Annotated in this window: 22 protein-coding genes; 6 read left to right on the top strand and 16 right to left on the bottom strand. The window is 73.7% G+C overall.

The window, feature by feature from the left end; genetic code table 11:
• Positions 1–3 precede the first annotated feature (3 nt).
• Both WME85_RS08255 and WME85_RS08260 read left to right on the top strand, forming a co-directional pair.
• Positions 4–936, top strand: coding sequence for a shikimate kinase (locus WME85_RS08255; RefSeq protein WP_437836806.1), 933 nt, complete (start codon positions 4–6; stop codon positions 934–936).
• Positions 937–962: 26 nt separating this feature from the next.
• Positions 963–2645, top strand: a complete 1683-nt coding sequence (locus tag WME85_RS08260) for a glycogen synthase (RefSeq protein ID WP_437842253.1) — start codon at positions 963–965, stop codon at positions 2643–2645.
• 110 nt (positions 2646–2755) lie between these two features.
• On the opposite strand, the gene WME85_RS08265 is transcribed toward WME85_RS08260, so the two are convergent.
• Positions 2756–3985: a DUF3829 domain-containing protein gene (locus tag WME85_RS08265; protein WP_437836809.1), complete on the bottom strand. Its 1230-nt coding sequence runs from the start codon at positions 3983–3985 to the stop codon at positions 2756–2758.
• A gap of 197 nt (positions 3986–4182) precedes the next feature.
• Between WME85_RS08265 and WME85_RS08270 the strand changes: the two genes are divergently transcribed.
• From WME85_RS08270 to recN, 3 genes are all read left to right on the top strand, one after another.
• Positions 4183–4992, top strand: a complete 810-nt coding sequence (locus tag WME85_RS08270) for a hypothetical protein (protein WP_437836811.1) — start codon at positions 4183–4185, stop codon at positions 4990–4992.
• Between the two features lie 186 nt (positions 4993–5178).
• A complete protein-coding gene (locus WME85_RS08275) occupies positions 5179–7650 on the top strand; it encodes a hypothetical protein (protein WP_437836813.1) in 2472 nt (823 codons plus the stop codon).
• A gap of 34 nt (positions 7651–7684) precedes the next feature.
• Positions 7685–9382, top strand: coding sequence for a DNA repair protein RecN (gene recN, locus WME85_RS08280; RefSeq protein ID WP_437836814.1), 1698 nt, complete (start codon positions 7685–7687; stop codon positions 9380–9382).
• A 135-nt stretch (positions 9383–9517) separates the two neighbouring features.
• On the opposite strand, the gene WME85_RS08285 is transcribed toward recN, so the two are convergent.
• The 3 genes from WME85_RS08285 to WME85_RS08295 all read right to left on the bottom strand — a co-directional run bounded on the left by WME85_RS08285 (position 9518) and on the right by WME85_RS08295 (position 12597).
• On the bottom strand, positions 9518–11050 hold the full coding sequence (locus WME85_RS08285) for an FAD-dependent thymidylate synthase (protein WP_437836816.1): 1533 nt from the start codon (positions 11048–11050) through the stop codon (positions 9518–9520).
• 138 nt (positions 11051–11188) lie between these two features.
• On the bottom strand, positions 11189–12007 hold the full coding sequence (gene map / locus WME85_RS08290; RefSeq protein WP_437836818.1) for a type I methionyl aminopeptidase: 819 nt from the start codon (positions 12005–12007) through the stop codon (positions 11189–11191).
• A complete protein-coding gene (locus WME85_RS08295) occupies positions 12004–12597 on the bottom strand; it encodes a cobalamin ABC transporter substrate-binding protein (RefSeq protein WP_437836820.1) in 594 nt (197 codons plus the stop codon). The genes map and WME85_RS08295 overlap by 4 nt, the downstream gene beginning before the upstream one ends.
• A gap of 508 nt (positions 12598–13105) precedes the next feature.
• Between WME85_RS08295 and WME85_RS08300 the strand changes: the two genes are divergently transcribed.
• Positions 13106–13951 carry a hypothetical protein gene (locus WME85_RS08300; RefSeq protein ID WP_437836822.1) on the top strand — a complete coding sequence of 282 codons (846 nt, stop codon included), beginning with the start codon at positions 13106–13108 and terminating at the stop codon, positions 13949–13951.
• Positions 13952–14208: 257 nt separating this feature from the next.
• On the opposite strand, the gene WME85_RS08305 is transcribed toward WME85_RS08300, so the two are convergent.
• From WME85_RS08305 to WME85_RS08360, 12 genes are all read right to left on the bottom strand, one after another.
• On the bottom strand, positions 14209–14472 hold the full coding sequence (locus tag WME85_RS08305; protein WP_436625804.1) for a NifU family protein: 264 nt from the start codon (positions 14470–14472) through the stop codon (positions 14209–14211).
• A 50-nt stretch (positions 14473–14522) separates the two neighbouring features.
• A protein-coding gene (locus tag WME85_RS08310) for an IS5 family transposase (RefSeq protein ID WP_437833949.1) occupies positions 14523–15277 on the bottom strand; the annotation gives its coding sequence in 2 pieces (ribosomal slippage) (positions 14523–14953 and positions 14953–15277; 756 coding nt in all).
• Positions 15278–15465: 188 nt separating this feature from the next.
• Complete coding sequence (locus tag WME85_RS08315; RefSeq protein WP_437308582.1) at positions 15466–16347, bottom strand: hypothetical protein; 882 nt, start codon at positions 16345–16347, stop codon at positions 15466–15468.
• 53 nt (positions 16348–16400) lie between these two features.
• The gene (locus tag WME85_RS08320; RefSeq protein WP_437836824.1) at positions 16401–17657 is read right to left on the bottom strand and encodes a hypothetical protein; all 1257 of its coding nucleotides are present in this window, start codon (positions 17655–17657) and stop codon (positions 16401–16403) included.
• Positions 17654–18574 (bottom strand): hypothetical protein, encoded by a 921-nt coding sequence (locus WME85_RS08325; protein WP_437836826.1) that lies wholly within the window; start codon positions 18572–18574, stop codon positions 17654–17656. Before WME85_RS08325 ends, WME85_RS08320 begins: the two co-directional genes overlap by 4 nt.
• Before the next feature lie 121 nt (positions 18575–18695).
• Entirely contained in the window at positions 18696–19178 is a 483-nt protein-coding gene (locus WME85_RS08330) for a serine/threonine protein kinase (RefSeq protein ID WP_437308585.1), read from the bottom strand.
• Between the two features lie 14 nt (positions 19179–19192).
• Positions 19193–20179 (bottom strand): DUF4349 domain-containing protein, encoded by a 987-nt coding sequence (locus WME85_RS08335; RefSeq protein WP_437836828.1) that lies wholly within the window; start codon positions 20177–20179, stop codon positions 19193–19195.
• Positions 20180–20872: 693 nt separating this feature from the next.
• Complete coding sequence (locus WME85_RS08340; protein WP_437836830.1) at positions 20873–21700, bottom strand: hypothetical protein; 828 nt, start codon at positions 21698–21700, stop codon at positions 20873–20875.
• Positions 21701–21932: 232 nt separating this feature from the next.
• Positions 21933–22487: a CDP-alcohol phosphatidyltransferase family protein gene (locus WME85_RS08345; RefSeq protein ID WP_437836833.1), complete on the bottom strand. Its 555-nt coding sequence runs from the start codon at positions 22485–22487 to the stop codon at positions 21933–21935.
• A 131-nt stretch (positions 22488–22618) separates the two neighbouring features.
• The gene (locus WME85_RS08350) at positions 22619–23053 is read right to left on the bottom strand and encodes a universal stress protein (RefSeq protein WP_437836835.1); all 435 of its coding nucleotides are present in this window, start codon (positions 23051–23053) and stop codon (positions 22619–22621) included.
• Positions 23054–23320: 267 nt separating this feature from the next.
• Positions 23321–23632, bottom strand: coding sequence for a DUF4398 domain-containing protein (locus tag WME85_RS08355; protein WP_437836838.1), 312 nt, complete (start codon positions 23630–23632; stop codon positions 23321–23323).
• 32 nt (positions 23633–23664) lie between these two features.
• Complete coding sequence (locus WME85_RS08360; RefSeq protein WP_437836840.1) at positions 23665–24075, bottom strand: DUF4398 domain-containing protein; 411 nt, start codon at positions 24073–24075, stop codon at positions 23665–23667.
• Between the last annotated feature and the right edge of the window lie 249 nt (positions 24076–24324).

Here is a 24324-nt window from a genome sequence, read left to right on the forward strand (position 1 = left end):
GACATGCCGTCCCGCCAGGAGCCACGTGGACAGAACCTGCGCAGAACGCGTGCGTCGCGCGCCGGGCAAGGTCTGGCGGGGTCCCCGGAGGCCGGGGCAGCGGGCGAGGCGAACGCCGCGGACGGCGCGCCGCCGATCCTCGCGCACCTCGCCGGGCGGCTCCGGCAGCGGCGCCAGGAGCTCGCGCTGACCTTGCGCGAGCTCGCTGAGCTCGCCGGGGTGAGCGAGCGGTTCCTGGTGCTGGTCGAGAGCGGGCGAGCGAACGTGTCCGTGGTGCGGCTGGAGGACATCGGCCGCGCGCTGGGCACCTCGGCCGCGGCGCTGCTCGGAGCGGGCGAGCTCGTCGAGGGCGAGGGGGCGCGCGGTCCGTCTTCCGAGGTGGAGGGCGGGTCAGGCGGGGCCCTCGTCGCGCTGCTCGGCCTGCGCGGGGCCGGCAAGACGACGATCGGCGGCCGCGCCGCGGGGCGGCTCGGGGTGCCCTTCCTCGAGCTCGACGGCCTCGTCGCCACGCGCGCGGGGATGAGCCTCGCGGCCCTGTTCGAGATCCACGGAAGCGCCTATTACAGGCGGCTGGAGCGCGAGGAGCTCGCGCGGCTCGCCGACGCGCGCGCCCACGGGATCGTCGCGACGGGCGGCGGCCTGGTGACCGATCCGGCGACCTTCGAGCGGCTGAGGCGCTGCGCCGTGACGGTCTGGCTTCGGGCGAAGCCCGAGGACCACTGGCGGCGCGTGGTCGAGCAGGGGGACGCGCGCCCCATGGCCAACCGGGCCGACGCCATGAAGGAGCTCAGGGCGCTCTTCCTGGCGCGGCGCGCCCTCTATGAGCAGGCCGACTTCGTGGTGGACACGTCGGCGCTCGGTCTCGCCCGGTCTGTCGATCGCGTGGTCAAGATCGCCCGTGAAGCTGGTAGAAGGGACGCGACGCGCTCGCCTTGATCAGGGGCGCGCCCCCTCCCATGTCCATGCCGCGCCTGAAAATTCTCTTCGTGGTGTCCGAATGCGTCCCCTTCAGCAAGACGGGCGGCCTCGCCGACGTCGCCGGCGCGCTGCCGCTCGCGCTGGCCGAAGCCGGCCACGACGTGCGCGTCGTGATGCCGGCCTACCGGGTCGCCAAGCGCTACCTCGCCCGCCAGATCGCGGCCGCCGAGCAGCAGCTCGAGGGCAGCGGGCCCGTCTCCGCGCCGGCGGTCGCCGCGGCCATCGCCGGCGCGCCGGCCATCGCCGCGGCCGACGCCGCGCTGGCCCAGGCTGCGCCGACGCACGTCGCCGCGCCGGCCGCCGCGCCCTCCCTCATCGCGGCGCAGGGCGGCGACGGCGCGCCCCCGGCCGAGCGCTTCATGCCGCACCGGCTGCCGGACGCGCTCGGCGTGCCGGTCGGCGGGGGCGAGGCGTGGACCGGCATCTGGGAGACGCGCCTCGAGCCGGCGACCCCCGGCGCGCCCGCGCCCATCGTGTACCTGATCGAGCACGACGTGCTCTACGACCGCGACGGCATCTACGGCGACGCGCACGGCGAGTTCGGCGACAACCTCGCCCGCTACGCCCTCCTGTCGCGCGGCGCGCTGCAGCTCTGCCACGCGCTCGGCTTCTGGCCGGACATCGTCCACGTCCACGACTGGCAGTCGGCCCTCGTGCCGCTCTACATCAACGTCCTCGAGCACCGGTCGCCGCTCGCGCGCGCCGCGACCGTGCTGACGATCCACAACCTCGGCTACCAGGGCTGGTTCAACAAGTCCCAGCTCCCCACGACGGGGCTCGGCTGGGACCAGTTCCACAGGTTCTGCCTGGAGGCGTACGACAGCATCAACCTGCTCAAGGCCGGCATCTACAACGCCACGATCGTCTCGACGGTCTCGCCCAGGTACGCGCAGGAGATCCAGACGTGGGAAGGGGGAGAGGGGCTCGACGGCGTGCTCCGGGATCGCGGCAGCGACGTGGTCGGGATCCTCAACGGCATCGACGACTCCATCTGGAACCCCGCGACCGATCCCCACATCGCCGCGACGTACTCCGCCGAGGACCTGAGCGGCAAGCGGCTCTGCAAGGCGGCGCTCCAGCGCGAGATGGGCCTCGAGGAGCGCCCCGACGTCCCGCTCCTCGGGCTGATCAGCCGCCTGGCGACCCAGAAGGGGATCGACATCCTCGCGGGCGCGCTCGACCACATCCTCTCGCTCGACGTCCAGCTCGTCGTCCTCGGCTCCGGCGAGCGCTGGGCCGAGGACCTCTTCTCGCGGATCTCCGGCTCGAGCGACCGCTTCCGCGTCTATGTCGGCATGAACGAGGGGCTCGCGCACCGCATCGAGGCCGGCGCGGACCTCTTCCTGATGCCGTCGCGCTACGAGCCCTGCGGGCTGAACCAGCTCTACAGCCAGCGCTACGGGACGCTGCCTGTCGTGCGCGCTGTCGGCGGCCTCGACGACACCGTCGAGAACAACGTCACCGGCTTCAAGTTCGAGGAGATGTCGTCGATGGCGCTCGGGAACACCGTCGCCTGGGCGGTGCACCTCTACCGCGCCGACCCGGCCTACTTCCGGACGATGCAGCTGCGCGCGATGAAGAAGAACTTCGGCTGGTCGCACCAGGCGCGGCAGTACGAGGCGCTCTACCGCCTCGCCATCTCCCGCCGGACCGGACGCCAGATCTGAGCGCGCCCGCGCGCTGACCGCCCGCCGCGAGGGGACGCGGCGCGCTCAGCGCGCGCGGGCGCGCCCCCCTTCCGGGGAGCCGCCCGGGGCGCGCCGCTCCTCCTACCGACCTACTCCTTCTGCGGCTCGGGCGCGGCCGGGGCAGCCGGAGCGGCCGGCTGCGCGGTCCCGGCGGCCTCGCGCGTGCCCGGCTGGCCCTTCGCCATGAGCGAGCGGGAGAGCGCCCGGTGCTTCCCCTCGATCAGCGACACGAAGCTCGTGACCACCGGCAGGTACAGGGCGGGGGAGCTGATCCCCTTGTCCGTCAGCTTGGGCTCCGCCGCCTTCACATCGCGGATGAAGTTGTCGAGCGCGGGCGCCATGATCTTGGACCACGGGTCGGTCTGGTTGGTCGTGCCGTGGGCCTTGAGCGCCGCCGCGGACGTCTCCAGCTTCTGGAGCTGGGTCTTCGCCGCCGCGGGGTCGATGTTCTTGCTCGCGAGCGTCATCATGAGCGTGCGCGCGTCCTCGAGGGCCGTGAGCGCCGCCTTCTGGCCCTCGTCCGCCTTGGCGAGGTCGGGCAGGTGCGACGAGTGCCACGCGGACACCGCGAGGCCGAGCTTGTCGGAGTGCGCGTCGAGCTTCTCGAAGTCGGCGAGGAGCTTCGCGTGGAGCTCCTTGCCCTTGGCGAAGCTGTCCTTCTTGTACTCCTCGCGCTGGTAGTAGTTGGCCGCCGCGGCGATGTTCTTCGCGAGCTCGGTCGCGAACGGCGCGTACTCGGAGAGCGCGGCGTCCACGTCCGGCATGGCCGGATCCTTGAGGCTGAGGGCGACGGTGCAGGCGCGCGCGTTGCGCTCGTACGGCGCGCGCGCGCCGATGTTGATCGGCCGGCGCTCGTCGGGCCTGGCGGGCCCGGCCTTGGCGCTGCCGCCCGGCGCTGCCGCCGCCGCCGCGGGCGGCGTGGCGGTCGTCTTCGGCGCCGCCGGCGTGGTGGGGGTGGGCGGCTTCGCGGGCAGCGCGGCCTTGGCGGCGTCCCCGGGCTTGCTCTGATCCTCGGTGCCGAAGCTCGGGATCTTCTTCTCGCTGGGCTCGTCCTTGCCGAGGCTCGCGAGGTACGCGTCGCGGGCCTGTTTCAGCGAGAGCGTCCCGAAGTAGCAGGCGTCGACGCGGTACTCCTTCATCGACTGCGGGTCGACCTTCGCGATCGGCGACACGGGCGTCCGCAGGTTCGCCTTGCCCTTGTTCGCCGCCGCGGAGCTGGCCGGCTCCGGCTGGGGAGGAGGCGGGTCCTCCTTGCAGCCGGCGGCACCGCTGGCGACGAGCACGAGCGCGATGGAACAGAGAGACCTGACGGAAATCATTCGGTGTGCCTCCTCGGCTGGCGCAGGAACGGGCGCATCATGCCTAAGCCGGCGCCGCTTGCAACACCGGCCATTGGCGGGAACTTGCGTCCCTGGTCGGGAAGAGCCTGGCTCCATGGCCTCAAACCCGCGATGCCGCCAGGTTCTTCCAGGATCCGCTGTGGCTGATGAAACGATCAGGGTCTAAGGTCCGCGCCGTGAAGCTGAGAAGCCTGACTCTGGACGAGCTGACCATCGACGACGAGCGCTCTTTCCGGCACGTCGGCCTTTACGACGATCTCAAGCAGGTGCTCCGGCGCGACGGGTACCGCTTCCGCGTGCCCGAGGTCGAGGCGAGCTGGGACCGCGTGGTCTTCTTGAACCTGACATTCTGGAGCCAGAGCGAGCAAGGCGACCTCATCGCCAGCGATCACCTCGCCGCGGACGTCGTCGCGCACGTCGCCTGGCACCACCTCGCCCACCGCGCCCTCACCGCCGCGAGCGCCGGCGCTCCGCCCAGCGCGGAAGGGCTCCTGCTCGCCGAGGCGATCGCGAGCGCCTTCGACCTGTACCTCGTGGGTCGCCTCCTCGGGCACGCCCCGAACGCCGACTTCCTGGCCACGCAGGTGCCCGCGATGGCCGAGGCTGCCGAGGCGGCCGGGCTCTCCGACGCCGGCTTCGAGGCGCTCCTGGAGGGCGTGTCCGCGGACCCGGAGCGCGCCTTCGAGGACCTCCGCGCCCTGCTCTTCGACGTGACCACGGCGCTCCTGCCCTGCGATCGCATGAGCCGCGCGGCCGAGGTCCTCGCTGGCTTCGACGCGCACCGCTTCGCGCCGCTCCTGCACCACTACGAGCTGTCGAACTGGCTCCTGTCGACGCGCGCGCTCGGGCCCGCGCCCGATCCGGCCGCCCGCGCCATCGACGCGGCGCTGCGGAGCGCGGCGGTCTCGCTGGAGTGGCTGGAGCAGCGCTGGGTGCGCCCGCCCACGCCCCTGCCGCCTGTGATCGCCAGCACGCCCGCCGCGTAGGGCGCAGACACGCGGAGTCCCCGCGGCAGTCGAAACGGCGCGGGTAGGCCCTGGCCACGAGGGCGACCGCCCTGGTCGCCAGCGAGAAAGATTGCGCGTTCTGCCGAGCTGCGCGATCCTCTTCTCAAGGTGCAACTCGCCTGCTCTCTCTGCAGGGCTTACGTGGAGATCGGCGTGGGACGCGAGATGCGTCCGTCCCTTCCGTTTGTCTGCAAATCCTGTCGCGCGAAGAACAAGCAGGCGGCGTCTGACAGGACGGGCGGGGTCGAGCCGCGCTCTTCCCCCTCGGTCGTTCCGAGCTCCGCGAACGGGCGCGACCGTCAGGAGCCGCCGAGCGAGCCGGAGCTCGCGAAGCCGTCCTCCGGGCGCGCGTCGGCGAGGGACTACGGGCTGTCCGGCGATCTGCTGGAGTCGACGCTGCCTGGCGCGGGCATCCAGCGCGAGCGGGAGCTGGCGGGCGGCCCGGAGCGGCGGACCGTGACGGTTCCGGTCGTTCGGGGGCGAGGGCTCACGCTCGCGGAGCGGATCGCGCAGCAGGACCTGGGAGACGAGCCGGGGTCCAGCCCGAGGGCGCGCCCGCTGGACGCGCTCGACGCCGCCGCGGAGGCCTTGCTCGAGCACGCGGTGGTGACGCCGGACGGCGGGCTGGGCCGGCGCGACATCCTGATGCGGTCTCGCACGTTTGCCGGCGTCCCTCGCGACGACGCGCGGCGCGGAAGTGTGGCGCCCTCGACAGGCCGGAGCCCGTCCGCGCTCCCTCCCGCCGACTCCGATCCCGTCTCGATCCAGGACCTCGCGCAGATGCTCTCCCCCGGGGTCGAGCCGCCCTCGCTCTCGTTCGGGCGCGACGGCTCCGAGGACGAGCGCGCGAGCCACTCCGCGCCGGCGCCCGCGCCTCGCGCGACATCGCACACGCCGGTGCCGGTCCGGCCGCCGGCGCGCCGCGAGCACCGCACGGCGACAGCGACGGTGCGGCCGCGGTCCGCGACCATCCCGCGCGCGAGCGGCTCTTCCAGGCCGGTCGCGCCGCCGTCCGAGATGCCGCCGGCGCCCCTGTCCGAGATGCCGCCGGCGCCTCTGTCCATCGACGAGGGCCGGCCGTCGTCTCACCGCTCGTCGCCCGAGCTCCGCCTCCAGGACGTGCAGGCGATGGCGGCGCTCGCCCCGCAGCCGTTGCCTTCCGCGCGGCGCCCCCGGTCCGGCGCGGGCGCCGTGCCCTCCGACTCCTCGCCGGCGGACCTCGCCCTGCTGGGGTCGCTGGCTCCGCCCCCGGCCACGGTCCCGCCGCGCGCCGAGGAGGAGCCGCGGCGCGAGCGGGCGAGGCCGAGGCCGGAGGCGCGGGGCCCCGCCGGGGACCTGCGGGAGCAGGGGAACGACGAGCGGCCTTCGCGCGAGCCGCCGGCGCGCGCGAGCAGCGCCCCCCGCGGGGCCGCCCGCACCTCGAGCGACGCGGCCCCCAGCCCGTCGGCCGACCGGATCAGCCAGACCGACCTCCGCGGCCGCGCCGGCCGCAAGGAGGACTCCGGTCTGATCGACCTGCGCAGCATGGCGCCGCCCGTCGCCGAGGGCGGCGAGCGCCGCAACGAGCTCCGGGCCGACGAGGAGGTCCTGAGCATCGTCAGCGGCGGGCTGTTCGACAGCGCCGTCGAGGGGCCGCTCCCCGACGACCCGATCCAGCCGGATCTCCTCCTGGCCGCCGCCGAGGGGCACACCGCCTCCGGGGAAGAGACGCCGGTGCGCACCTCGATCACGGCCGGCTCCCTCGTGTCCGAGGGGCGGCGCGCCCTCTCGACGCCGGTGGCGCGCCAGTACCTGGAGATCGCCGGCTGGGTGGCCGTCGTCTTCGTCGTGTTCGGCGCCGCGCTGTACTTTGCGCAGGCCCGCGGCAGGGCGACCAGCGCCCCGGCCCAGGTCGCGGCCGCGGGCAGCAGCAGCGCGGTCGCCGCGGCCCCGCCGGAAGACGCGCCGCCGCTCGCCGCGCCCGCTCCGGCAGGTCAGGCCGCCGACCGGGAGCCGTCGCTCGACGACGAGCCGGTCGCCGACCCGCCGCCCGCAGCCCCTGGCGTAGCCGAGCAGGCGCCGGCCGCTCCCGCCTCGGCCACCCCGACGGGCGAGCAGGCCGCGCCGCCGCCCGAGCCGGCGCAGGCAGGCCCTGCGCTCGCGGCAGCGCCGGAGCCGACCCCCGCGCCGGCCGCGCCTGCGCTGGCCGCGAGCGCGCCGGCAGCGGCGGCCGCGGGCGCGAGCCCGCAGCCGAGCGACGAGCCGCCGAGCGACGCCCCTCAGCCCGCCGAGAAGCCGGCCCGCGCCGCGGCGCCGAGCGCGCCCGACCGCGCGAAGCCGGCGGCGAAGCAGCCGGCGCCCACGCAGCTCCTCCCGGCGCGGGACGAGCCGGCCCGCTTCGATCAGAGCGCGGCGAGCAGCGCCCTCGCGTCCGCGGCGGCGGCCGCCGCCGGGTGCACCGGCGAGGGCCTCACCGGCACGGCCCGGGTGGCCGTCACCTTCTCCCCCTCGGGGAAGGCGATGTCGTCGCGCGTGGAAGGGGGCGACCTCGTGGGGACGGCCACCGCCGCGTGCATCGCCGCCGCGTTCCGCAGCGCCACGGTGCCGCCCTTCGAGGGAATTCCGGTCACCGTCATGAAGCAGGTGAAGATCCGCTGACGACGGGCCGAAAGCTTCCTATCCTCCCGCCGCTGTGCTGGTCGCGCTTCGGGTCAAGAACTTCATCCTGATGGATGCTCTCGAGCTCCGGCTCGAGGCTGGCTTCAACGTGCTCACCGGCGAGACGGGCGCGGGCAAGTCCATCGTCGTGGGCGCGCTCTCGCTGGTCCTCGGCGGCCGCGCGAGCGCGGAGCAGATCCGCCCCGGCGCCGACGAGGCCGAGATCGAGGCGCTGTTCGACGTGCGCAGCTCCGATCGCGCGATGGCGATGCTCGACGCCGCGGGCATCGCGAGCGGCGGCGAGCTCGTGGTCCGCCGCGTGGTCCAGGCGACCGGTCGCTCGCGCGCCTACCTGAACGGCCGCCTCTGCACCGCGGGCGAGCTCCAGGCGCTCGCCCCGGAGCTCGCCGACGTCGCCTCGCAGCACGAGAGCGTCGCGCTCACCGACCCGTCGACGCACCTCGGCTACCTCGATCGCTTCGGCCGCCTGGTGCCGGCGCGCAGCGAGCTCGCGGCCGACGTCGCCGAGCTCGAGGCGCTCAGCGCGCAGCTCAGGGCTGCCCGCGAGCTGGAGCGCGGCCGCGGCGAGCGCGAGGCGTTCCTCGCCTTCCAGCTCCAGGCCATCGACGCGCTGTCGCCGCGCCCCGGCGAGCTCGCCGATCTCGCGGCCGAGCGCAACCGGCTCCGCCACGCGGGCCGCCTGCACGACATCACGCGGCGCGCGGCCTCCCGCCTCGACCAGGGGGACGACGCGATGTGCGACGAGCTCGCGCGCCTCGCCTCCGAGCTCCAGGCTGCCGCGGAGATCGATCCCGCCCTCGACGCCGTCGCGCGCGCGGTCGACGCCTGCTGGACGGAGCTCAGCGAGGCGGCCCGCCAGATCGCCCGCTACGCCGAGCGCGCGGAGGCCGACCCGGATCGCCTCTCGGAGATCGAGGACCGCCTGTACCGCCTCGAGGGCCTGCTCCGGCAGCACGGCCCCACGATCGACGACGTGCTCGCCTCGCGCGCGCGCCTCGCGGCCGAGCTGGAGCAGCTCGCGGGGGTCGAGAGCCACGTCGCGGATCTCGAGCGGCGGCGCGACGCCCTGCTCGCCGTCGCCGCCGAGCGCGCCCGCAAGCTCTCGGTGAAGCGCCGGAAGGCCGGCGAGAAGCTCGGCGCCGCCATCTCCGCGGAGCTCTCGGATCTCGGCATGGGGGGCGCGCGGGTCGTCGTGGACGTCGCGCCGCACGGCGGCGACCGCGCCGAGCTGGTCGTCGACGGCGCCCGCCTGGGCCAGGACGGCATCGACCGCGTCGAGTTCCTCATCTCGCCCAACAAGGGGATCGACCCTCGCCCCTTGCGCCGCATCGCCTCGGGCGGCGAGCTGTCGCGCGCCCTCCTCGCCTTGAAGCGCGTGCTCGCGGAGTGCGGGCCGGCGGGGCTCTACGTCTTCGACGAGGTCGACAGCGGCGTCGGCGGCGCCGTCGCCGACAAGATCGGGCGCGCGATCGGCGACGTGGCGCGCCACCACCAGGTCCTCTGCATCACGCACCTGGCGCCGATCGCCGCGTTCGCCGACGCGCACTTCGTCGTCGCCAAGGAGAACGCGGGCGGCATCGCGAAGAGCTCGGTCGCGCGCGTCGACAAGAAGGACCGCATCGCCGAGGTGGCGCGGATGCTGTCGGGCGCGAAGGTCACCGGCGCATCGCTTAAAGCCGCGACGGAGCTCATCGAAGCCGCCCGCCTCTGAGCGGCGGTCACCCGCTTCGGATACGGGCCCATCTCGACGTTTTCGGTGCTCAGCTCCCTTTCGTGCGCCTCCGCGCCGAAAACGCCGATCTGGACCCGTCTCCTGTGCGGGTGACCGCCGCTCTGCGACCGGGGATCAGCTCCGCGCGAGCGTGTAGTCGTTCAGGTCGACGCGGATCAGGTCCTTGAGCCAGGGGTGCACCGTGATCGCGGTGCGGTACAGGCCCTGCGCGATGCGGCGGTAGCTCGTGTGGCCCTGCTTCGCCGAGCGGAGCTCGACGACGTGGAAGAGCTCGCGCAGGTTCAGCGTCCAGAGCGTCCTCACGCGGAAGCCGAGCGGCACGGCGTACTGCGCCTCGAGGGGGTAGCGCCCCTCCATGGCGTGCCAGGCGTCGCGCGCGGCGAGCATCGCGTCCTGGTAGGCCTCGGCGTGGCCGAGCTCCGAGAGGACGTGCGGCGTCTCGAAGCCGAGCCGGCAGGTGAGCCGCTGCGTCGCTGGGGTCAGCATCCGGTGGCGCTGCAGGTCGCGGTACGCGCCGTAGTCGAGCATCAGCTCGAAGGTCATGGTCGACGCCTCGAACGCGCGCGGCGGCGCGTCGTAGGGCCCGCGCTTCGCGCACGCCGCCTGCGCGATGCCGATGAGCTCCGGCAGCGTCGCGCGGCGGAGCGCGTCGCCCAGGTTGTAGGCGTGCACGCCCGGGTCGCTGCCCTCGTACGCCAGCGCCAGCGCGACGCGCTCCAGGGCGTCCTTGTCGTAGCGCACCAGCCGGACCGGCTGGTTGATCACCATCGTCGCGCTCACGCCCTCCTCCGGCGGCGTGTAGACCCGCTTCATCGCCTCGGCGACGGTGCCCTGCAGCTCCTTCCGGAGCTCGTTCGGCGCGGCGTACTTGACCAGCGTCGGGGTCACGGCGAGCGCCGCCGCGTGCATCTCGCGGCCCACCCTGCGCACCTCCTCGAGCGGGTACGACATCATCTTCGTGAGCAGGATCTCGAGCGCCCTCGCGTTCGCGGTGAGGCCGATGTTCGTCCGCGTCCCCGCCGGCAGGAGGCCGCGCAGGAGATCGCACGCCTGCGCGCGCAGCGCCCCCTTGTAGGCCGCGTCCGACATCTTCTCGGGCTTCGGCTCGCGCGCGCTCAGCCGCTCCGTCACCTTCGGGACCAGGTCGAGGTAGGTCGCGAAGAGCCGCTCGCTCGAGGCCTGGTACCTCGCGCTGTGCTCGGCGTCGAGCTCCGGCAGATCGATGAACGCGTGCTGATCGAAGACCACGTAGCGCGTGCTCTTCTCCGTGTACGAGCCGAGCCGCAGGTCCTCGATCACCTTCGACGCGACGATGCTCACGTTCTCGATCGCGAGGTGCACCACGGCGTGCTCCGCGACGGACGCGTGGCCGTAGCCGACGACCCACTTCTCGTGGAAGCTCCGCGCCTTGTCCGACGCGAACGCGAGCCCGCGCCGCGACCTGTCATCGCCCTGCGGGGCGACGTCGAGCTCCTCGTCGCCGAGCAGGCGCGCCAGGTTGGTGCGCAGGTCGTCGCGGCTGCGCGAGTAGTACGCGAACAGCACCGCGATGACTTCCTCGGGCAGACCCGACAGCGAGAAGACGTCAGCCGTCAGGCTCGACACATACGGCGCGACTCTGGCGCGCGACGCTTCGTCCAAGGCCATGCCCCTGCTTCTACCCTCATCCTACGCCGATCGGTCCACAAAACTCGGTCCCCGGGAGCCGGCTCCGGTCCGCTCGGCGCTGCTGGCCGCGGTCGGCCGGCGCGCGCCGTGCACGTCAGCCGCGCGCGGGCCTTTGCGTCAGAGCGCGCGCGCCTCGGAGACGGCGAACGGATCGGGGAAGATCTCGCTGTTCGCGAGCGACCGGCTGCGCCGGGTCAGCACCTCGCAGCCGCTCTTCGTGACGACGATGGTGTGCTCGAACTGCGCCGACAGCGAGCGATCGGCCGTCAGCGCGGTCCACTTGTCTTCCTGGATCTCGACCTCGTAGGTCCCGATGTTGATCATCGGCTCGATCGTGAAGCACATGCCGGCGCGGAGCCGGGCGCCGCTGCCGTACTTGCCGACGTGCGAGACCTGCGGCGCCTCGTGGAAGCGCCGCCCGATGCCGTGGCCGACGAAGGCCCTCACCACCGAGCAGCCCTCGGCCTCGGCGAACTCCTGGATCGCGGCCCCGATATCGCCGAGGCGCGCCCCGTCGCGGACCTGGGCGATGCCGAGCTGCAGGCTGCGCCGCGACACCTCGGTCACGTGCTTCGCCTCCGGCGAGGGCTTGCCGATGTAGAAGGTCGCGGACGTGTCCCCGTAGAACCCGTTGTAGATGGTGGTGACGTCCACGTTGATGATGTCGCCCGGCTCGAGGACGCGATCGCACGGGATCCCGTGACAGACGACCTCGTTGATCGAGGTGCAGACGCTCTTCGGGAACCCGTGGTAGTTGAGCGGCGCGGGGTAGCCGCCGCGGCGGATCGTGTCCTCGTGGACGAACGTGTTGATGTCCTCGGTGGTGATGCCGGCGCGGATCATGTCGCCGACGCCGAGGAGCGTCTCCGCCGCCATCTGGGAGGCCACCCGGAGGGCGTCGACTTCCTTGACCGTCTTGATGCTCACATTGCTCACGGCGCAGACAGCTCCCCGAGGACGACGGCCTCCCTGACGGCCGCCGCGACCTCCGCTGTATCAGGTGAAAGGTGCCAGTGGAACTCCGGCTCGCCTGCCTCGCCGGCGAAGCGTCGGATGAACGCGATGAAGGTGAGCCCGCGGAGCCGCGCGTCGACCGCCTTGGCGACGCCGAACGCGCGGCTCGTGGGGCGGATGTGGAGCTCGAAGCTCCGGTCCTGCACCCGGGGTTTCGTCAGCGGGGCGTCGGCGACCTGGACCCCGAGGTGGTAGCTGCTCTGCTCGCCGATCGAGTCGACCGTCACGGTGCTGACGCGCACCCGCGTGACGACGTCGGCCGTCTGCGCCCTCTCCCGGAGGAACGGGTCGGACCTGGGCGACGGGCCATCGAGCGAGAAGCCCACGGCCGCCGGCTCGATGTTGTCGTCGAACACCTCGACCGCGTGTCCCTCCCACGCCGGCAGGCCGGAGTACGGATCGATGGACGTCGCGGGGCGCTCCTGGTCGGCGATGCAGCCGCCGGCGGGGCCAACGGTCGCCAGCACGGCGAGCGCGAGGCGCAGGGGAGCAGCACCGGCGGCGGAAATCATTCCTGGGACCGGAGCTCGTAGCACGTCGGCCGGCACCTGTCAGGACCCGGCCCACACCGGCGACATGCGCAGCTGGGACTGCCCTCGTCTCGGTTCCAGTCGGTTCCAGTCGGTTCCAGTCGGTTCCAGCCGCCGTTCTCGTCCCCATCCTCTCCATCGTCATCTTCGCCTCTATCCGTCCATTCAGGGCCGTTATTTCTCGTTCCGCCCGCTCTCGTGCCCCGTCTCTCTCTCCTCCCTTCGCTGGCTCGCCGGTCTCGTCGGTTCTGTCGGTTCCGTTGTCGGCCGCGCGCTGCGCTCCCGCTGTTCGCCGCGCGGTGCGCTCCATCGATCCGGGCGAGCGGCCGTCCAATGGCCTGGCGGTTCGGTCGGCGCTGATCGGCGCGGAGATCCTATTCTCCTGTCCTACCGCTGGTGCTAGCGTGCCCGGGCTTGCCGGGCGGGTCGTCCTAACTTTTGTGATTGCAGAGCGCGCAGGGACAGGGCCTGCGCCGGCTGGAGGAGGAACATGAAAGCGAAGAGGCTCCTGGGAGCGGGGTTGGCCGTGGGGCTTGGCCTTGCGGCGATCACGAGCACGGCCGTGGTGGCTGCCCAGCCGAAGGGGGGGAAGGCCGCTGCGGCTCCCGCCCGGCCCGCCGAGCCGCCGGTCACGAAGAAGACGATCGCGCTGACCCCTGCCGGGATCGCGTGGGGGCAGAGCACGAAGCAGGTCGCGGCGGTCATCGACAAGATGCTCGATGAGGCCTACGTGCCGCGTTACAAGGCGACCTCGCCGGGCGTGAAGATGAGGGCGCTCGACGCCGAGCTCGCCGAGGAGAAGAGCGCGTTCCGCCGCAGTCGCATCGACTTCGGCAAGCTGCCGACCGGCATCGACGCGACGCCGCTCAAGGGCGAGTACACCTACCTCAACAAAGAGTCGATGATGACGCTGACCCGCGACGGCGGGAAGCGGTACTTCTTCTTCATCCAGGACAAGCTCTGGAAGATCATCGACGAGCACGCGCTGGGCGCGGGCAGCTCGCGCGGGAAGGACTTCCAGTCTGCCGTCGTCAAGCTCGCGACGGCGCTCGGCGTGCCTGGTCGTGTGACGCCGCCCGATCCGGACAAGGGCCGCTACGTCACCGAGGTCGACTGGAAGGACGCGGGCACGCGCTTCCGCGTGATCGAGCGGAGCGAGACCGAGATCGCGTTCGCCTACGAGGATCTCGTGACGCTCAGCAGCCTCGACTCGCTCCGCCCGAACAAGCCCGTCGACGCGAACGCCATCGACCCTTCCGTAGCGTCCGCCATCCGCAAGGACGAGGCCCCTCCGGGCCCCCCTCCCGCGGCCGACAAGCCCGGCAAGAAGAAGTAGCCCCCCGCCTCTTCCCTGGATCCCTCCCCCCGCCGCGGCGCACCCCCGCCGCGGCGCACCGTCCTCCGTCTCCCCCCGCCCCCCGCCCCCCGCCCCCCGGGTCCCAGCGCTCGCGCCTGAGGCGTCACCCGCACAGGAGACGGGCCCAGATCGGCGTTTTCGGCGCGCAGGCGTACTCCAGTACGCCGAGCACCGAAAACGTCGAGATGGGCCCGTATCCGAAGCGGGTGACGTCTCAGGCCGAAGCGGGTGACGTCTCAGGCCAGGGAGGCGCCTTCGGGGACGCGCATCCCGTTGGTGACCACGACGCGCGCCGACGGTGCGACCGCGAGCACCGCCGGCTCGATCACGGCGCGCGCGGTGAGCATCGCGCCTGGGCAGCCCGAGCATGCGCCGGCCAGATGGAGCGTCAGGTGATCGGGCTCGACGGCCACGATGTAGAGCTCACCGCCGTCGGCTCGGACGAGCGGCGCGATGACCTCGCGACAAACCTTGAGAAGCTGATCGATGGAAGCCGGCATGGGGGGGTGAGCTCGGCAGCGCGAGCCAGCGGCGAGACTAGGTCCTGTCCCTAAAATCGGAGCCAGCAGCGGGCGCAGGCGAGCGCGACGATGGCGGCGTAGTTGCGGAGCGTCTTCTCGTAGCGCGTGGCGAAGCGGCGGGCGTTCTTGAGCAGGTTGAACGCGCACTCGATCGCGAAGCGCTCCTTGTACAGGTGCCGGTCGTAGGGGAGCGCGGGGATGCGGCTGGCGTTCGAGGGGATGACGGCGACCGAGCCCATCGCGGCGAGCTGGGCTCGGAGCGCGTTCGAGTCATACGCCTTGTCGGCGATGAGGCACCGCGGTGCGCAGCGCGCGATCAGCTCCGGGGCGGGCACGGTGTCGTGGCGCTGTCCCTCGGTGATCGCGAACTCCAGGGGCGAACCCAGGGCATCGACGATCAGGTGAATCTTGGTGGAGAAGCCGCCACGAGATCGGCCAATGCCTTGCCCCTCCGGCCCCCTTTGGCGCCCGCAGCATGCTGGTGGGCCCGGACGATCGTGGCGTCGAGGCTGAACCATTCCGGGTCGACACCCACCTGCAGCTGCTTCAGTAGCCGCTGCCACTTGCCGGACTTCGACCAGCGGTCGAAGCGGTTGAAGACGGTCTTCCAGGGACCGAACTCGCCCGGCAGGTCACGCCACGGGGCACCGGTCCGGAGGATCCAGAGCACCGCCTCCACGAACCGCCGGTCGTCGAACGCAGGACGTCCCCGTCCCGTCTCGCTCCGCAGAAACGCTTCCACCTTCGCCCACTGGCGGTCGTCGAGCTGCACGCGCAACGGCATCGTTGCTCCGCCTCAGCAGACCCGAGCCAGGCGGGCCAACTTTTCGGCTACCCACGATTTTAGGGACAGGACCTAGCACGGCCTCGCTCGATCAGGCGATCGCCCCGCTGCCGGCCGTCGCGGGGCCGACGCTGCGGGACAGCGGGGCGCGCCAGCTGGCGTCAACTCGCGCCGCGCCAGCTTCCCGCTCAGAGCGTCGACACGAGCGCGGCCACGCCCGCGTCGGCCGCGAGCTCCGGGACGCGCTGCGCGGCGGCGCCGAAGGTGCGACCGGCGATCTCGACGGTGCCGCTCCACGGGCCCGAGGCGGTCTTCGCCGGCAGGTCCAGCTTCTCGAGCGCCTCGGTGTTGACATCGGGCGTCACCGGTCCGCCGTACGCCTTCGCGCCCTTCCAGGCGAAGACGTAGAGCAGCGGCGTCGACTTCAGCCCGTCGCGCTTGGCGATCTCGGCGATGTCGCGCTTGGCCGCCTCTTGCAGCCGGTACGCGTAGGCGCGGAACGACCAGCCCGTGACGAAGAGGCCCTTGAGCTCGCCGCCGCTCGCCTTGACCGGATGCGCCGCGACCCACTGCACGTCGGGGCCGTTCCTGACGCCGCGCATCTCCTGCATCTCGCCGAACGCCTCGACGACCCCGCTGTTCGGCTCGAGCACCTTCCTGAGCTCAGGGAACGAGGCCAGGACGGACCGGTTGGCGAGCATGTCCGGATCGGCCTCGCTGCGCAGCACCGTGCCGCTCGGATCGGTGAACGAGAAGAAGGTGCTCTTCGCGAACTCGAGCTCCTTCACCGAGGCGCGCGCGCCGGCGATCGCGCGCTGGAGGCCGAGCAGGTTCGCGCCCGGATCGGTGTCGACCAGCGCCGCGAGCTTCGCCGCGCCCGCGGGGAGGCCCGTCCGCACCTGGCCGACGTCCTCCGCGACGACCGGGGCGAGCTTGGCGCAGAGCTCCGCGGCGTGCTTCTGCGACGTCTTGCCGTCCTCCTGGCACGCGCTCGCGAGGGTGGCGGCCAGGGCGCAGGCGAGCACGAGCGGCTTGCTTTCGCTTCGAGCGAGGGCTGAAGAGCGCATCATCGAGAACGACTCTCCAAGGGGAGCGGAGTTCCATCAACCGGGACCATCGCTCCTCAAAGGGTTTCGGGGGTTACAAACACGACCTCGACCCGGGCGTTGCGGGCGCGCTCGGTGCCGCCCGGGTCGACGACCGGGGCCGCGGATCCCGCGATGAACGGCGCGATCGGCTGGGTCGCGGGGGAGGCCCCCGCGGCGCTCGCGCCGGACGCCGGGCCGAGGGCACGGACGACGGCATCGGCCCGCGCGGACCACGCGGGCTCTTCCCTGGAGCTGACGTCCCTGTCCGTGTGCACCACGACGGCGACGGGGAACGAGGGGTGCGCCGCGGCGACCCGCGCGAGGTCGCGGAGGCGCGCCTCGCCGGCCTTGGTGAGGGCGTTGCCGGCGAACAGCCCGCGCAGCGTGACGACGATGCCGCGGTCGTCGCGGACGGGCGACCAGGTGCCCGCGGCCGAGAGCTCCGCGAGCAGGGCATCGCCGGCGCCGGGCGCGCGGGTCACCGGCGTGGCGGCGCGGCGCGCGGCGGTCAGCGTGGCGAGGCAGCCTGCCCGCGCGCGGGATGCCTGGTCGATGGGCGCCGGGATGGCGCGGGCGGAGCCGCCGATCTCTGCGAGCTCCGCGTCGAGCTTCCGGATCGCGGCGGTCGCGGCGTCGAGCTGCGCCACGAGGTCGGCGCTGGCGGGCTGCGCAGCGGTGGGCTGCGCGCCGGCAGGTTGCGTGGTGGCGGGTTGCGCGCCGGCAGGTTGCGCGGCGGCGGGCTCCGTCGGCGCGATCAGGAGGCGCGCCGCGCCGCAGAGCAGCCGGGCCTGGAGCGCGAGCGAGCGCGCCGCGGCGAGGCGGGCCTTCTCGCGATCGGCGTCGGCCTTGCCCGACGGGACCACGGGCTGCGCGTCGCGGGCGACCTTGATCCGCATGTCGAGCGCGTCGACCTCGGCCGCGACCCGCGCCTGCTCGGCCTCGAGGCCCGCGAGGGACGCCTCGCTGGTCGAGCTCTGCGCCTTCGCCTCGGTCTCGGCCGCCTCGGCCCGGGCCACCCGCGAGAGCGCGTGCGCGTACGCGTGCGCGGCGATCGAGTGCTCGCCGAGGATCTGCGCCCCGGATCGATCCTTCTTGTCGAGCGCGGCGAGCGCCTCGCCGCGCAGCTTCTCCGCCCGGGCGAACGCGCCCGGCGCGTACCGCTTCGACTCGGCGGCGACCGCGCCGGCGCGGACGTGCTCGAGCTCGTCGAGCACCGCGGGCCGCGGGATCGGCGCGCACGCGCCGAGCAGCGCCCCGGCGACAGCCATCGTGGCGAGGCGGCGCGCGCTCAAGGCGTGCCCTCCTTGCCCGCCGGAGCCCCCTTGCCAGCGCCCCCGCTGCCCTTCGCCCCGGCGCCCTGCGCGGCGGCGGGCGCCCGCTCGGCCGGGGTCGCCGCCGGGGTCGCCGGTCGCGCGCCGCCCTTCTTGCCGGCCTCGATCCGCTGCGCTTCCGCGCTGGCCGCCGCCCTGGTCGCCTCGCGCGCCTCGGCCTCGATCCGATCGAGCTCCGCCGCGGCGCGGCCCCGCCGCGCCTGCGTCTCTTCCAGCAGCGCGCGCGCCCGCTCGAGCTTCGTCTCGACCTCGCGCGCCCGCCTTGCCGCGTCCATCGCCGCCGCCTCCGCCGCGGCGGCGCGCAGCAGCGTCCTCGCCGTCTCCGCCCACTCGAGCGCCACCGCGTCGAGCCGCCGCGCGTTCGTCGCGTCGCCCGCCGCGCGCGCCCCGTGCGCGCGCTGGAGCGCGCGCTTCGACTGCGCCACCGGCTCGGCCACGACCTTCGCGGCGCCCTTCGCCGGACCCCTCGCGGCGCCCGGCTCGACGCGCGGCGCCTCGGCGGTCTGCTCGCCCACGCCCTTCTCGCCGGCGGCACCCTTCTCGCCGGCGGCGCCCTTCTCACCGGCGGCGGTCTTCTCGCCGGCGGCGCCCTTCTCACCGGCGGCGGTCTTCTCGCCGGCGGCACCCTTCTCACCGGCGGCGGTCTTCTCGCCCTCGCCCGCCGGGGGCGGCGCCGCCAGGCGCGCCTCGATCTCCTGGAGGATCTGCACCGCCTTCGCGCCGTCGCCGGGCGGCGGCGCGGGCACCGTGGAGAGCGGTCGCTCCCCCTCGCCGTGGGCCAGGGCGCTGCCGCTGCCGAGCGACGCCGCCAGGGCGAGGAGCAGCGCCTGGGTCGACGAGCGCCGCCGCGCGTCGCAGAGCATGGGGCGGGTACGCACGTCCGCCAGGTAGCAAACAGGGCTTCCGCGAGCAAGCGCGGCGGCCTTCAGCCCCCGGGCGCCGCGCGCCGCGCACGTCGCGCGCCGCGACGAACGCGCGGCGGCGCGGGCAGAGCGCGCGTCACTCCGGGACGAAGTTGCGGATCGCCCAGTCGATCTGCTGCTGGTGCCGCTCGACCAGCTCCTTCCTGCCGCCCGCCTCGTGGAGGAAGACGCGATCTTCGTTGACGAAGACCGTGAGGTAATAAAGGTGCGCCTCCTTCCCCTCGTCGTGCCCGAAGCGCAGCTGGACGCCCGGCAGGCCGTTCCGGCTCTTCACGTCGGCCTTGCCGAGCAGCGCGTAGCCGCCGCCCTCGCGCAGCCGCTTCTCGATCACGCGGGACCAGAAGGCGAGGTCGCCCTCCGGCTCGTTCTCGAAGGCGCGGATCCCGAGCACCACCCCCTCGGCGGTGGTCGCGCGGTACTCGTCGTCGCCGTAGCGGTCGCCGAGGTCGACGAAGCCCGGCGGGGTCGCGGGCACGAAGGGCCGGCCGCAGCCGAGCAGCGCCGCCGCGCCGAGGAGCGAGGCGACGAGGACGAAGGCGTGGCGAAGGGAGTGCATCATCGGAGGCGCCCAGGTCACAGGTTGAGGAGCCGCGAGAGGCCGAGCTCGTTGAGCCAGTCGATCGGGAGCCGCGGGCCCGACGGGGTGATGGTCTCCGTCGAGCGCGGCTGGAAGGAGACGGTGAGGGTCGAGAACGCGACCCGATCGCGCAGGAACTTGAGGCGCCCCTCGAGGCGCTCGAGCTCGCCGGCGACGCGCGCGAGCTCGCGCTCCAGCTGGATCGACTCCTCGACCTTCGCCGCCTTCTCGAGGAGCTTCTCCAGGCGATCGCGCACCGCCCGCGCGTTCCGGATGCGGACCCCGAGGTCGAGGAACTCCTCGGTCACGTCCTCCGCGACAACGTTGCGCTGGAGCATGTCGCCGAGCCCCTCGAGGCGCTTCAGCGCGTCGTCGAACCGCGCGGCGGGGACGCGGATCGTGATCGTGCGGTCGTCGCGGCGGGCGAGGAAGCCGCCGAGCTCCCGCGCGAGCGCCTCGACCTTGCCGAGCGACGCGCCCACCTCGAACACCGCCATCGCGACCTGCGCCGTGTAGATGAGCAGGGGCGCTGGCGCCTCGCTCGCCGCGGCGGCCCCCTGCTGCGCGCCCTGCTGGGCAGCGCCGGCGGGCGTCGTCGCGGGCTGCGGGGCAGGGTCGGCCGGCGGCTTCGGCGCCGCGGTCTGGGCGACAGGGCCGGGCGGCGGTGGCGCGGGCGACGGCGCCGAGGTGGCCGTCGACACCAGCCTGGGCGGCGCAGCGGCCGCCGGCGGCGCAGCCTTGGCGAGCTCCACGGTCTCCACCGACGCTTTGAAATCGTAGGACGACTCCTCGCGCGACGAGGCGTCGAACGCGTCGCCGCCCGGGATGGCCATGCCCGCCACCGGAGCCGGCTGCGCGTACCCCGGCGCCGCCGCGCTCGCGGTGTCGCCCGCCTCGGCGTGGCGGCTGGCTTTCGAGCTGGCGCAGGCGACGGGGCCCGCGAGCAAGGCAAGGAGAGCCCAGGAGGGCAGCGTTCTTCGCATGGTTCCTCGAAAGGTGGCGCCGATCGGTATGCGCGGAACGCACCCGGCTCGGACGACCTTACAGCATGAGCAATGCGACGCGGTCGCCCGGCACGCGGAGGTCCCATGGACGGGAGGCGAGCGATGGCGTGCGCTCGCCGGCGGGTGGCCCCTCGGAGCAGGTCGAGGGTCGGCGACCGCCGGCAGGTGGCGCCGCGGAGCAGGCCGGGGGTCGGCGACCGCCGGCAGGTGGCGCCGCGGAGCAGGTTGGCTGCCGGCGCTCGCCGGCGGGGGGCGCCTCGGAGCAAGCTGATGGCCGGCGATCGCTGGCGGGCGGTGGTCAAACGTAAGCAGGCTTGCACGGGATCGCCGGCGGGGGGCGCCTCGGAGCCAGCTGACTGCCGGCGATCGCCTCCGGGCGGCGTCTCGGCGTGAGCCAGCTTGCAACCGATCGCTGGTCATCGGTCCCTTGAGGTGAGAGGCCTTACTCGGAGTCGCCGCCAGGAGGCGATCGGGCGTGAGGAAGCTCACCCCGATCGCCTCCTGCCACCCGATCCACGCGAGTGGGCAGCCGCATACCCGCTGGCGGGCGGCGAAAACGGTAAGATGGTTTACTTTTCTGGGGTGGAACGCGCCGGGTGAAGCCCTGCAGCTTGCCTCACGGGCCCTGGCGCGCGCGACGCGTCGTGGGGCTGGAGGTGAGGAACGCGAGGCTCAGGCGCCGTCGAACGAATCGTCGTCGTCGCCGGCGGGCAGCGCGGCGTCCTCGACAGGCGCCGGCCCGGTGGGCTCGGCGGCGCCGTCCGCCGCGCCCTTTCGGCCGCGCCGGTCGGCCCGGGCGGACTCGCGGCGGAGCCGGCCGAGGAGGCGCTCGGCGATCTCGCCCGTCGCCGCCTTCTCCAGCGCGAGGTTCGTCTCGACGGCGCGGACCACGCGGATCCAGGCGTTGCGGGCGTTCACCACCTCGCGCGGCGTCGCCCCGTCGGTGTTAGACGGAGCGCTCAGCGCGAGCTGCTCGCGCTGCGCTTCGACCTTCTCGAGCTCGAGCGCGGCCGCCACCCAGGCGTCCACGACCTGCGCGAGCGGCCCCTCGGGCGTCTTGAGCTTCTTGAGCAGCTTCTCCGAGGCCTCGTCGAGCCGGGAGCGGAGCAGCTTGGCGTCGCCCGCCTGGTCGCCGTAGCTCCGCGAGATGGCCTTGAGCCCCGCCGGGGCGAGCCGATCGCGCAGGTCGAGGACCGCCGCCGCGAACGCGGGGTCGTCGCTCATCTCGGCGAGCGCGCCGAGGTAGTTGTACGCGCCACGGAGCTTGCGGTCGTGCGTCGCGTCGAGCGCGATCGCCCTCTCCATGAGCGCCTTCGTCTGCTGCTGGAGGCTGGAGCCGAGCCGCTGCGTCGTCCTGATCCGGTCGTGCGCCTCCTGGACCGCGGGCAAGAGCGGCGCGAGCAGCGGCAGAGACGTGAAGACCTTCCGATCCTGCTCGGGATCGAGCCACGGGCCGGAGATATTGACCATCGCCTGGGGGCTGAGATTGCGATAACCCATGAGATACCCTCCTTGGTCAGGGGCGCCCCGAGTCTCGACACCGGTCGAGCCCGCCGCAAGCTTCCGGCACGCTCGCGGGCCGTCGCGGTCGTGCTTCACCCCTGCAGACAGCGGTCCGCCGCGGACCATCGCGCTCCGGATCGGTGACGTGCGGCCCGATCGCGAGCGCGCTTCATGGTCTGTCGCTGTGGAGATCCTCGGGTCGAGGGATCCGGAGGGACGTGCTTCGAGCTCAGGCGCCCGCGCCGGGCGCGCGGCGGAGCTGGCGCGCCCAGTACGAGATGCCCGCGGCCGCGCCCGCGCCCGCCGCCGCGGCGAGCGTGGGGGGCAGCGCCGCGGGGAGCGCGATGGCGGCGAGGACCGCGGCGAACTGCACCGTCGTGGCGAGCTTGCCCGGGATGTTCGCGCTCGCGGTCGAGAGGCGCGCGCCGCGGAAGCGGCGGCTCAGCGCGATCCAGAGCGCGAGCGGCAGCTCGAGGATCTCGCGGGCGAGCAGCGCCGGGATGCCCCAGAGCGGGAGCACGCCGTTCCGGAGGAGCGTGGCCACCACCGCCAGCGCGAACACCTTGTCCGCGATCGGGTCGACGATCGCGCCCATGCGGGTCACCTGACCGGAGCGGCGCGCCATCCAGCCGTCCAGCACGTCGGTGAGCCCGGCGCAGCAGAGGACGGCGAGGGCGAGCGCGGGCCGCGTGGCCACGAACGGGAACAGCGCCGCGAGCGGCAGCCGGGCCAGGCTCATCAGGTTCGGCGGGAGGGCGAGATCGCGCGCAGACAGGGGCGGCATTGCGGGGATCCCTTGCGTCGCAGGTGCGTCGCGGCAGCCGGATGTCCTGGTCCACATCGGGCGCGGCCGGGCCCGCCGCGCCCAGGCCAGCAGCAGCGCTGGCCTGATCTACACGAGACGTTCGCGCGGGCTCAGCTGGCCACGCGCACGGTGAGCACGGGGACGCCGCTCTTGCGGATCACCTGCTCGGCGACGCTCCCGAGGAACAGGTGCGTGAGCCCCCGGCGGCCGTGCGTCCCCATGACGATCATGGCCGCCCGCTGCTCCTCGGCGGCGGCCAGGATCTCGGTCGCCGGGTCGCCGTCGCGCAGCAGCGCCCGGAGCCCACCGGTCTGCGCCGAGAGCTGCTGGACCGCGCGCGACGCGGCGGCGCTCACCTCGGCGTGGAACCCGGGCATCAGCGCCGGCTCGAGCCCGGGGTAGGTGTAGACCGGGAGCTGGTAGACGTGCAGCAGCACGACCTCGCGCCCCAGCTTCGCGCCGAGGTCCTTCGCGAGCTCGACGGCCTTCAGCGAGGCCTCCTCGAAGTCGACGGGGACCAGTATCACGTTCGCGCCTTCGTTCATCGCGCTCTCCTCGCCCGCGGAACCGGGTGGTGGACCAGGCGTCCCTTCGATCGTTGCCCGCCCCCGGGACGCATTCGCCGCCGCCGGAGGCGTATCGCGCGCATCTTGGATCCAAAGCCCGGTCGATCCCAGGAGAAACTGCTCCGTCAGGCCGGAGCTGACGCCCGGGGCGGTACACCGCGCGGGGCGCGCGCGCCTCGGTTCCAGTCGGTTCCAGTTGGTTCCAGTCGGTTCCGTTGGTCCCAGCGGCGCGTCCCCCCGGAGCGTCTACGGCCTTCGCGCGGCGGTCAGCCGGGCGCGCACGAGCGCGCTCTCGTTTGCGCGCACGAGCGACGAGAGCAGCGAGCACTGCGCCCGCCGCCGCGCGACGTAGGCGGCGTCGCGCGCGGTCGCCGAGCGCGGGCGCTCGCGCTCCTCGCGCTCGGCGACGGAGAGCGCCTCCTCTGCCTGCTTCAGCTCGGCGATCGCGAGCGGCGAGAGCGGGTTATCCTGCGCCTGCACGACGGCGGCGCGCGCCGTGAGGAGCTCGGGGGTCGGCGCGGCCGCGCTCCTCGCGCAGCCTGCGAGAGCGAGGGCCATCGCGAGAGGGGCTCCGGCGCGCATGCAGTCCACTACTTCTTCCCCTCGGCGAGCGAGCTCGCCTTCTTCCGCTCGGCGAGCGAGCTCGCCTTCTTTCCCTCGGCCAGCGCGCTCGCCTGGTCCAGCGTGCGGCCCGCGGCGTCGCGCAGCCCCGCTTCCCTCACGAGGAGCGTCGAGAGCTCCGCGTCGACCTCGGCCCTGCGCAGCAGCCAGCGCGCGCCCTCCTGGTCGCCCACCGAGAGCCGCCGTCGCGCCTGCGCGAGCTCGCTCCTCGCCAGCGCGAGGTGCATGGCCGCGCGGCGGTCGGCGCTCGCACCCTCCCGCTCTGCGCCGCGGATCGCCGCCTGGGCGCGGGCGAGCTCGGGCGGGGCTGGTGGCGAGCGGAGAGCGGCGCACCCGGCGAGCTCCAGACAGGCGATCACGAGCGCGGTTCTGGCGAGCATTTGCGTGGATTCCTGATCTGGCGGCGCGCCAATGGCACCGTTGCTCACGGCCGCGCGCTCGGGATCGCGCTGTGCATCGGGCAGGCCAGCCTGGCCGGCGCGCTCCAGGCGCGCGGGAGCGGCGCCGCCTTCGCTGGCGGCGTCGGCGCTGCCCCCGGACGGCTGAGCCGTCGGGCGCTCTCGAAGGCAGGAGCGCGTGCTCCTGCGCGCTCATCGAGCGGGAGCTGGCGAGCCAGGATGCCGAGCGCG

The sequence above is a fragment of the Sorangium sp. So ce1153 genome, from assembly GCF_051521595.1.
Taxonomy (GTDB): Bacteria; Myxococcota_A; Polyangia; order Polyangiales; family Polyangiaceae; genus Sorangium.